The organism is Paraburkholderia sp. (assembly GCF_035656215.1).
Lineage (GTDB): Bacteria > Pseudomonadota > Gammaproteobacteria > Burkholderiales > Burkholderiaceae > Paraburkholderia.
Genome location: NZ_DASRSY010000369.1, coordinates 1 through 9,142, shown reverse-complemented (window position 1 = coordinate 9,142; position 9,142 = coordinate 1). Strand labels below are relative to the sequence as shown.

8 protein-coding genes and 1 pseudogene are annotated in these 9,142 nt (G+C 62.1%); 2 read left to right on the top strand and 7 right to left on the bottom strand.

What is annotated here, in order from left to right; translation table 11 throughout:
- Positions 1-339 precede the first annotated feature (339 nt).
- From VFE81_RS21575 to VFE81_RS21560, 4 genes are all read right to left on the bottom strand, one after another.
- The gene (locus VFE81_RS21575; RefSeq protein ID WP_325046542.1) at positions 340-1,848 is read right to left on the bottom strand and encodes an amino acid racemase; all 1,509 of its coding nucleotides are present in this window, start codon (positions 1,846-1,848) and stop codon (positions 340-342) included.
- A 218-nt stretch (positions 1,849-2,066) separates the two neighbouring features.
- Entirely contained in the window at positions 2,067-3,380 is a 1,314-nt protein-coding gene (locus VFE81_RS21570) for an MFS transporter (protein WP_325046541.1), read from the bottom strand.
- A 70-nt stretch (positions 3,381-3,450) separates the two neighbouring features.
- Positions 3,451-4,677, bottom strand: coding sequence for a CoA transferase (locus VFE81_RS21565; protein ID WP_325046540.1), 1,227 nt, complete (start codon positions 4,675-4,677; stop codon positions 3,451-3,453).
- Positions 4,674-6,440, bottom strand: coding sequence for an acyl-CoA dehydrogenase family protein (locus VFE81_RS21560; protein WP_325046539.1), 1,767 nt, complete (start codon positions 6,438-6,440; stop codon positions 4,674-4,676). Before VFE81_RS21560 ends, VFE81_RS21565 begins: the two co-directional genes overlap by 4 nt.
- A gap of 109 nt (positions 6,441-6,549) precedes the next feature.
- Between VFE81_RS21560 and VFE81_RS21555 the strand changes: the two genes are divergently transcribed.
- A complete protein-coding gene (locus tag VFE81_RS21555) occupies positions 6,550-7,440 on the top strand; it encodes a LysR family transcriptional regulator (RefSeq protein ID WP_325046538.1) in 891 nt (296 codons plus the stop codon).
- A gap of 19 nt (positions 7,441-7,459) precedes the next feature.
- Here the strand turns inward: VFE81_RS21555 and VFE81_RS21550 are convergent, their stop codons facing one another.
- Complete coding sequence (locus VFE81_RS21550; protein WP_325046537.1) at positions 7,460-7,777, bottom strand: single-stranded DNA-binding protein; 318 nt, start codon at positions 7,775-7,777, stop codon at positions 7,460-7,462.
- A 242-nt stretch (positions 7,778-8,019) separates the two neighbouring features.
- Positions 8,020-8,124: pseudogene (locus tag VFE81_RS21545) on the bottom strand (LysR family transcriptional regulator); the annotation flags it as partial.
- 59 nt (positions 8,125-8,183) lie between these two features.
- Here VFE81_RS21545 and VFE81_RS21540 point away from each other — a divergent pair.
- Positions 8,184-8,402, top strand: coding sequence for a hypothetical protein (locus tag VFE81_RS21540; RefSeq protein WP_325046536.1), 219 nt, complete (start codon positions 8,184-8,186; stop codon positions 8,400-8,402).
- A 56-nt stretch (positions 8,403-8,458) separates the two neighbouring features.
- Here VFE81_RS21540 and VFE81_RS21535 read toward each other — a convergent pair.
- Positions 8,459-9,142: aldo/keto reductase (locus VFE81_RS21535; protein ID WP_325046535.1), on the bottom strand; the 684-nt coding region annotated here is incomplete at its 5' end.

The window sequence follows — 9,142 nt, the reverse complement described above, 5'->3', positions numbered from 1 at the left end:
GGTACAAGGCCCTGTCGGTACGTTGTGCCGCCGGGTTAGTTTAATCACTAGCCTTAATGAGGCTTGAGCCGTATGCGGGGAAACTCGCACGTACGGTTCTTAGGGGGCGGCGGCGCAGCAATGCGCCGCTGCTACCCGACTTTTCCATGACACGGCACGGTTGCGCTGTCGCAGCGCTTTGGGCCGTGAATGGCGACACTGAGCGCGCCCCGATCAGCCGGCCAGCAAGCGTTGTGCCGCTTCAGGAGGGAGCGTGCAGCGTTCAGGAAATGGCGGCGCAGAGTGGAAATTGCAAGGCTTTCCAGCGCGGCGCCGCGCGCAAGCTGGATCCAGCCGGGTCTAGCCGCAGACGCTTTCCACGCTGAGCTTGCCCGCCGCCGGCGTCGATTCCGACTCGGCCTGCGTCGCTCCGCTGCCGCCCTGTGCATACGCCACACAGCGTTTTGCCAACACCTCGGCTGGGTCGACAAACCGCACCGCCCGCTCGCCTGGCCGCCCCAGCGTCGAACCTTGCAGCAGCAGTGGCAACTCGGTGCAGCCCAGCACGATGACCTGCACACCTTGCGCGACCAGGTCATCCACCGCAGCGGCAACATCGTCGCAGCACTCGCCTGACCTGTAGCCGGCCTTGGCGCCGCCCGGCCCGTAAATCGCGTTCATGAGCCGGGCCTGGGCGGCCGCGGCCGGTGCGATCTGCACAAAGCCGCACGCTTCGAGCGCTTTCTCGTAGACCCGGCTCGCAAGCGTGCCCGAAGTGGCCAGCACGCCGACTTCACGCAGGCCTGGAAAAGTCTCGCGAAGATAATCGGCGGTACAGGTCAGCATATTGACGATCGGAATAGTCAACGAAGGCTGAATCCGGTCGACGAACGCATGCGCGGTATTGCAAGGAATCGCGATGAGATCGGCGCCGCCTTCTTCGAGCGCCTTACAGACGGCATAGAGCGCGAGTGTCGGATCGTCGCCGTTGCCGAGCAGCGCTTCAGTGCGATCCGGAATTTGCGGATTCTGCTCGACCATTACCTTGATGTGGTCCTGATCGCGCGTGGCCGGTGTATTGCGCACCAGTTTCGCCATGAAGTCGACAGTCGCCGCCGGGCCGACACCACCCAGCACACCGACCTTGAAACGCCGCTCCGGTTGCGAATATTGCGCTGCCGCCACGTAGCGCGCGTAGACCAGATTCGTATCGACGAACGGCACTTCCAGCGTGCCGAGCGCGCGCGACACCATGGAGATTTCGGCGAGCCCCGGCAGGATGATCTCCGCGCCTTGTGCAATGAGATCCACGCAAGCCGCGCGCAGCAACTCGACTGGCCGGCCGTACAGATGGCCGCTTTTGATGCCCTCGTCGCCATACACGGCGCTCGTGACGCAATCGATGCCCTGTTCGTTACGCGGATGCAGCACGTCGAACTGCGCACTGTCGAAATAGCGTTCGAAGAGACCGTTACCGCGGATCGTGTCGGAAGTCAGCACGCCGATGCGGCGGACCGACGGGAAAGCTTGCCGCACATGCGCCGACAGTGCAGTCATGACGTTGGCGATCGGCAGCGCCACGTTCGCCGAAAGTTCGTCGATGAAAGTGTGACTGAGAAAGCACGGCAAGACGATCGCGTCGACACCGCGTTTCTCGAAGGCGCGAATCGTGTCGAACACATGAATCTTGAACGGCGCACTCGCTACGTTTAGCGAAGCCGGTCCCGGCCACGATTGCTGCTCGAGGACGAAATCGAATGGCGTGGCCGCGCCGGGCCGGCGCCAGGCTGCGGTCATCCGGCTCAACACGTCGACGCCGGCGAATGGCGACGCGCCTGTCACAACACCCAGCGAACGATGACGATACATAGTGGCTTCCCCTGTCGTTTTTATTTCGCCTTGATATTAGGACGCTTTTGGGGCTTCTGGATGTCGTTAACCACGAAATAGCGGGTTTATGCCTGGCTGGGTGCTTACTAAATGTTTGCGTACGGCGATGCCTATCTCCGTTTTGTAATGGGTTGATTGGCGTTGCCCCTTTGTGGGGCATAGAGACAAGCAATCGCCATACAGCAAAACACCCGAACCTAGGCCACTTCGACAATACCTCGCACCGCGCCTTGCTTGCGACGCTCCAACGTGCCGATACAGACCAGCGAGACCCCGGCCAGGAAACTATAAAACACAGCCAGCGGCCACCATGCGCCCGGATACCGATGCGCGAGCAACGTCCCGATCAAAGGCGTCAGGCCGCCAGCCAGCGCGGCACACACCTGGTAAGACAAAGAGATCGCCGAATACCGGACGCGCACCGGGAATGCAGTCGACATAAACCCGGCCATCACAGCATAGGAACTCGACATGCACATCACCGCCAGCGCGATGCCGATCACGATTGCAACCGGCCGCCCGGTCGATACCAGCGCGAACATCGGATAGGGCGACAGCATCGCCAGCGCCGCTGCGCCCTTCAAAAACCTTCCGGTACCGATTCGTTGCGCAAACCACCCGGAACCCAGTTGCGTGAACAACTGAATAAACGCCACGACGAACAGACAATCGAGAATCAGCGAACGATCGAGTCCAAGCGTCTGCGTCGTGTAGTTGAGCATGAACGTGTTGACGAACCACGCACCGGCCACGCCGATCACGTTCGCACCCAGACACAACAACACCGTGCGCCACGCGTCGCGCACAACCTCGGCAACCGGCAGCGTCGCGACGCGCCGTTGCGCTTTGAGTGCCTTGAATTCAGGCGATTCGTCGACGCCCGCGCGGATCAGCAAACCAACCACCAGCAACACCGCGCTTGCGAGAAACGGCAAGCGCCAGCCCCAGCTCAAAAACGCGTCCTTATCCATCGATGCCACCGCGCGAAACGCGAGCAACGACAGGATCAAACCCGCCGGACTGCCGAGTTGCGCAAACGACGCGAAGAAAGTACGCCGCCCCTGCGGCGCATGTTCGCTTGCCATCAGCACCGCGCCGCCCCACTCGCCGCCGATCGCGATACCTTGCGCGACGCGCAGCAGCACCAGCAACACAGGCGCCCATACGCCGGCGTTCGCATACGTCGGCAGGAAACCGATACCGACCGTGCCGACGCCCATGATCGCGAGTGTCGCCACGAGCGCTTTCTTGCGGCCGATGCGATCGCCGAGGTGACCGAACACGAGGCCGCCGAACGGCCGCGCGAAAAAGCCCACCGCGAAGGTGCCGAACGAAGCCAGCGTCGCGAAGAACGGGTCGCTACCCGGAAAAAACAGCTTGCCGAAAATCAGCGCGGATGCGGTGGCGTAGATATAAAAGTCGTACCACTCGATCGTAGTACCGACAAAAGCCGCTGCTGCGGCACGGGTGGGTTGCCGCCCTGCGGCGTGGTCGTCTGGCTCGCGATTCATGTCTTTCGTCTCCAAGGTCGTTCTTCTGGATGGCGCGGCTTCTTCGTGCCGTCACCGGAAAACTGCCTGCTTACGGTTTGCCTTTGAGCACGCCCGCATCGAGCAAACGCTGCTGGGTCGCAGCGTCGATGCCCAGTGCGTCGAGTACATTGCGTGTGTCGCCGCCAAGCGCCGGCGGCGCACTGCGATACGTGGCCGGCGTGCGCGACAACTTGATCGGCGAAGCGGTGCCGCGATACTCGCCCATCTCGATCACCATGCCGCGATGCAGCGTATGCGGATGGCGCGCGACGACGTCGACGGTTTGCACCGGCCCGCATGGCACGCCTGCATTGATCAATGCGTGCGCGAGCGGCTCGCAATCGTGCGACGCGAGCAGGTTCTCGAGCGCGGCCTTCAGCGGCTCGCGATGCGCGCAGCGGCTGCGGTTATCCACGTAGCGCGGATCGTCCGCCAGTTCCGGCGCGCCGAGATGCGCGCAGAGTCGCGCGAACTGCCGGTCGTTGCCAACGGCGAGAAAGATCGGAGCCGTCGCGGTGCGATAGCTGTCGTAAGGCGTGATGTTCGGGTGCGCGTTGCCGCTACGCTGCGGCGTGCGGCCCGAGCCGAAATAGTTCGGCAGATGCGGATGCAGAAGCGACACGCCGCAGTCGTACAACGCGATATCGATCGATTGGCCACGCCCGCTTTTCGTGCGCTCGGCGAGCGCCAGCAGAATGCCGGCCAGCGCATTCAAACCGGTCACCATATCGACGACCGGCAAACCGACACGGGTCGCCGGACCGTCGCGTTCGCCGTTCACACTCATCAAGCCGGTCATCGCCTGAATCGCGGCGTCGTAACCAGGCAGACCGCCGAGCGGGCCATCAGGACCGAATCCCGATACCGCGCAATGAATCAGCCTTGGGAAACGCTCGCGCAAATCGCGCTCGTAGTCCATACCCCAACGCGCGAGCGTGCCGGGCTTGAAGTTTTCGACCAACACGTCGGCGTCTTCGAGGAGCTTCCACAGAATGTCGCGGCCTTCGTCGCACGACAGATCGACGGCGATACCCTGCTTGTTGCGGTTTACGCCGGCGAAGTACCACGCGGTGTCACCGTAAAACGGCGGCCCCCAGCCACGCGTTTCGTCGCCGCCGGGGGGCTCCAGCTTGATGACCTGGGCACCATGGTCAGCCAGCGCCTGAGTGCAGTAAGGGCCGCCGAGCACGCGGCTGAGGTCGATGACCTTGATGCCTTGCAACGCGCCCTGAGTGTTTTGCGTGCCCTGTGTGTCGTTGTTTAGGTGTTCGGTCATTGGGTGCTCCCTGACGGCAGCAGTTGCAGCGCCTGGTCGAGCGTCACGCTGCGGGCATTGACCAAGGCATCGATGACGTCGCTGTCGTCCGAAGAGGTCTGCATGTCGAGCGGGTCGAACGGCAACAACTTGTGCCGCAACACCAGATGACTCAGCGCGAGACGCCGGAAATCCGGCGCGAGGCGCGCGCCTTCGCAGGCCATAAGTACAGCGGTGCTCGCGTGATACAACGCCGTGCCCGCCTGGCGGACCGATTCATCGCGGCCGGACTCGGCGACGCTCGCAAGCGCATCGCACGCACGCGTCAAGGTAGCGCGGAGAACCGTGAGACTCTCGGGCGGCAATCCCACCGCACCGAGCAAATCCTGCAGATACGTGCGCAACGGTTCAAGCGCGCCGTCCCGCTTCGCCGCGCGCGCGACGTCAAGCGCGACAATGTTGCTGGTGCCTTCCCAGATCGACCCGAGATGCGCGTCGCGCACAAGACGCGCGTCGCTCCATTCTTCGATGTAGCCCGTTCCGCCGCGCACTTCCATCGCGTCGCCGGTCACACGGCGGGCATCGCGGCAAGCACGGAATTTGATCAGCGGCGTGAGGATGCGCACGCATTTCGCGGCCTGTCGATCGCCGGCGTCGGCCTTTTCGAGTAGCAAGGCGATCTGCATGAACATCGAACGGGCCTGCTCCGCCGGCAGCATCATCTTGAGTAATTGCCGCTGCATCAGCGGCATATCGATCAGCTTGCGACCGAACGCTTCACGATTACGCGCAATGTGCAGCGCCTCGGTCAGCGCACGGCGCATCAAGCCGGCCGCGCGCACGCCGTTCGACAGACGCGACATGTTGATCATGTCGGCCATCTGATGAAAGCCGCGCCCCACTTCGCCGATCAGATACGCTACGGCGCCTTCCAGCACGATCTCGCCGCTCGCCATCGAACGGCTGCCGAGCTTGTCCTTCAGACGCACGATCCGATAGGTGTTGCGCGAGCCGTCCGGCAAGGTCTTCGGCAGCAGAAACAGCCCAAGACCGTTGATGCCGGAGGGCGCATTGTCCACGTGCGCGAGCACCATCGCGAGGTCGGCGTCGGCGTTCGAGCAGAACCATTTGTCGCCGTACAGACGCCACACTTCTTCACCGTTCACGCCGGTTTCAAGCGCTGCACGCGTCGCGATACGGGCAACGTCCGAGCCCGCCGCCTGTTCGGTCATGAACATCGCGCCTTGAAAAAGCGTGTCGAAATCGCGCGACGCCAGCATCGGCAGAAAGCGCGCGACCAGTTCGGGCGCGCCGAATTTGCGCAGCGTACGCGTGAGTGAATCGGTCATGCTCACGGGGCAGCACAGGCCGAATTCCGCCTGCACGAACAGGAAGGTCAGCGCATATTTGACCAACGGTGGCGGCCCTTTCTTACCTTCACGCGTGTCATGGCTCATCGACGCCAGCCCCAATTCCGCGTAGGCCACGCGTTCGAGCGCGACGTAATCGGGATGCTTGTCGATGCTTTGCAGCGCTTCACCGCATCGCGTGCGATGCCGCAATTGCGGCGGATTCTTGTCGGCGGACAGCGCCCAGACGTCGAGTTCACCGGATGCCCGTTGGCCGAGCGAAACAAGTTGGCTTTCAAGTCCCCGATACAACGAGTCGCCGAGATGCAGTTTGAGCAAACGGGCGAAATCGGGGTCGCTGCTGAAGAAGTTGATGCCCCGGCTATCGGGAATATTGGACGAGCCGTGTACCGGCTGCGCGGTGATTTCGCTCATGCGTGTCTCCTTTGTGGAAGGAGCATAGAAGCGACTTCGATAATCGTCTAATACAACTTATATCCGGTACGATAGACGCAGATTATCGATAAAAGAACCGGAGACTGCCGTGGACCTGAAGCAATTACGCTATTTCGTGGCGGTCGCCGAGGAATTGCATTTCGGCCGCGCGGCCAAGCGGCTGTTCATTTCGCAGCCGGCGCTCAGTTTCGACATTCGCAAGTTCGAGGACCAGTTGGGGGTGCAACTGCTCGCGCGCACCAACAAAACGGTTGCGCTGACGAACGCCGGACAGGTGCTGCTCGGCGAAGCGCGCCGTTTGCTGCTGCAGGCCAATGAGGCCGAACGCATCACGATTCGATCGGCGCATGGGCTGGCTGGCCGCTTACGGATCGGCTTTGTGAATTCGATGTTGTACCGCGGTATGCCACAGGCGGTGAGCCGCTTCGAGACTGACCACCCGGGCGTGGAAATCGTCCTGAAGGAGATGAACACCAGCGAACAGGTGCACGCAATCCAGCGGATGCAGATCGACATGGGCTGCGCGCATTGGGGCAATTTTCCATCCGATGTGGTTTCGACGCCGATCTTTTCCGAACCGTTTCTGTGTTGCCTGCCTGTCGATCACGCGCTGGCGAAAAAGCGTCGCGTCGATCTGCGTGCGTTGGCGCAGGAACCGTTCATCCTGTTTCCGCGCACGGTGTCGCCGCATTATCACGACCTGATCATCGCGCAGTGTGTAGGGGCCGGTTTTAGTCCGCTGATTCGCCATGAGGCGCGCTTGTGGCAGACCGTCGTCACGATGGTCGGGTTTGGGATGGGGGTGGCGTTGGTGCCCTTTACCTTGCGGCAGGTGCAGGACCCACGGGTGTGCTTTTTGCCCTTGCAGGGCGAGACGCTTCAATCGCAGGTTTTGCTATTGCGAAGGGGCGGCGACCCGGAGCCTGTCGCGGATCGGTTCGTCGAGTACCTTGGCGAGGCCGGGAGTGCGTCCCGGTAACGGTGGAGGCAAACACACCTCAATCGCCGCCCTCGCGACGCTCCTCGTAAGCCGTCAGAACCCTGTGGGCGACCATATCCACAGCAGGCTTAATCAACCCATTCTTGTCAGTCCAAACCTTGGGCGTCAACGCCCCACTAAGCGCAACGCTATCCGCGTCACTCAGAGCAAGCAGCGCAGTCTGCACCTCATCATCAAACGCAATCACGTTGACGAAAATCGTATCGCCGTCATTGGTGGCCGCCCGTACCTTGCAGGTCACAAAGCGCTTGCCATTCTGCCCCGTGCGAATCTGCGCCTCGCCGTACAAGCGCCCGCCCACCAGTCCATCGATCATTGGTCCTGCTCCTGTTATTCCGTACCGTGCAAAAAGCAATATCGCTCAGCACGACACGTATGATCCCACGATACGCAGCGCGGCTTACACGAAAGCACGAACCGCTCGCGCATTACGCGCCAATCGCCCTATTCACACCACACCCCAGGCGCCTCGCTAACCGCGGTTGCCGCAATTGTTCAGCCGCCATCGCAACACGCGTCATATGCCGCGCGCCGCACGCCTGCGCTGGACTCACACATTCACCGCGAACCCGTCTGCGCCCCAGCCGCCTCGAAAATATCGCGCAACCACTGCGCAAACACCCGCACACGCGACGACAACTGGCGATTCTGCGGATATAGCAATAAACCCTTCGGCGCGATGTTGGAAAACGAGCCCTCAGCCTCCTCCGTGTCGGCGATCAGTGGCCGACGAAATCGTGCGAATCGTCGCGTTGCCTTCGGGCGAGCGGCCGATGCGCCCGGTGATCGACTTCGTCGGGGACGGCGCGCGTGAAGTGCTCGAAGTGTCGGAGCGCGTGGCATCGAGTTCGCCAGACGGATCGGCATGCGCGATCTGCTCGAAGCGAAGACGCCGCTACTACAGCGAACTGTTCGCCGCTGCGGCCGAACTCGTCAAATAGCAGCCGAGCCGGGGCGGGGCGGGTTGTTACTCTTCGCAAACGCTAAAGAAGCGCGCTTAAACCGCCTTCGGATTACGCTCCGTAAATCCTTCCTGATGCCAGTACGGATACGCGGGACGTACGGCGCTGGCAGCGTCGAGTTTCGCCACCTGTTCGGGCGTCAGATTCCAGCCTACCGCGCCGAGGTTCTGCCGCAGCTGCTCTTCATTACGCGCGCCGATCAGCACAGTCGATACGGTAGGCCGTTGCAGCAGCCAGTTCAGAGCGATTTGCGGCACGGTCTTGCCGGTTTCGGCTGCGACCTCGTCGATTGCATCGAGCACGCGGAACAGATACTCGTCCGGCACCGGCGGGCCCATGTCGGAGGTTTTATGCAGACGGCTCGTTTCCGGCAACGGCTGACCGCGCTTGATCTTGCCGGTGAGCCGCCCCCAGCCGAGCGGACTCCACACCACCGCACCCACGCCTTGATCGACGCCGAGCGGCATCAACTCCCACTCGTAATCACGGCCGATCAGCGAATAGTAAGTCTGATTCGCGACATAGCGCGGATAGCCGTAACGATCCGCGGTGTCCTGCGATTTCATCAAATGCCAGCCGGAGAAATTCGACACGCCCGTGTAGCGGATCTTGCCCGCGCGCACGAGGTCGTCGAGCGTCGACATGACTTCGGCGACCGGCGTCCTCGCGTCGAAACCGTGCAACTGGAACAGGTCGATGTAATCGGTTTGCAGACGTTT

Excerpts from the sequence above, each read along its gene's own strand:
- VFE81_RS21575 (WP_325046542.1), bottom strand. The coding sequence starts at position 1,848 with ATGTATCGTCATCGTTCGCTGGGTGTTGTGACAGGCGCGTCGCCATTC.
- VFE81_RS21570 (WP_325046541.1), bottom strand. The coding sequence starts at position 3,380 with ATGAATCGCGAGCCAGACGACCACGCCGCAGGGCGGCAACCCACCCGT.
- VFE81_RS21565 (WP_325046540.1), bottom strand. The coding sequence starts at position 4,677 with ATGACCGAACACCTAAACAACGACACACAGGGCACGCAAAACACTCAG.
- VFE81_RS21560 (WP_325046539.1), bottom strand. The coding sequence starts at position 6,440 with ATGAGCGAAATCACCGCGCAGCCGGTACACGGCTCGTCCAATATTCCC.
- VFE81_RS21550 (WP_325046537.1), bottom strand. The coding sequence starts at position 7,777 with ATGATCGATGGACTGGTGGGCGGGCGCTTGTACGGCGAGGCGCAGATT.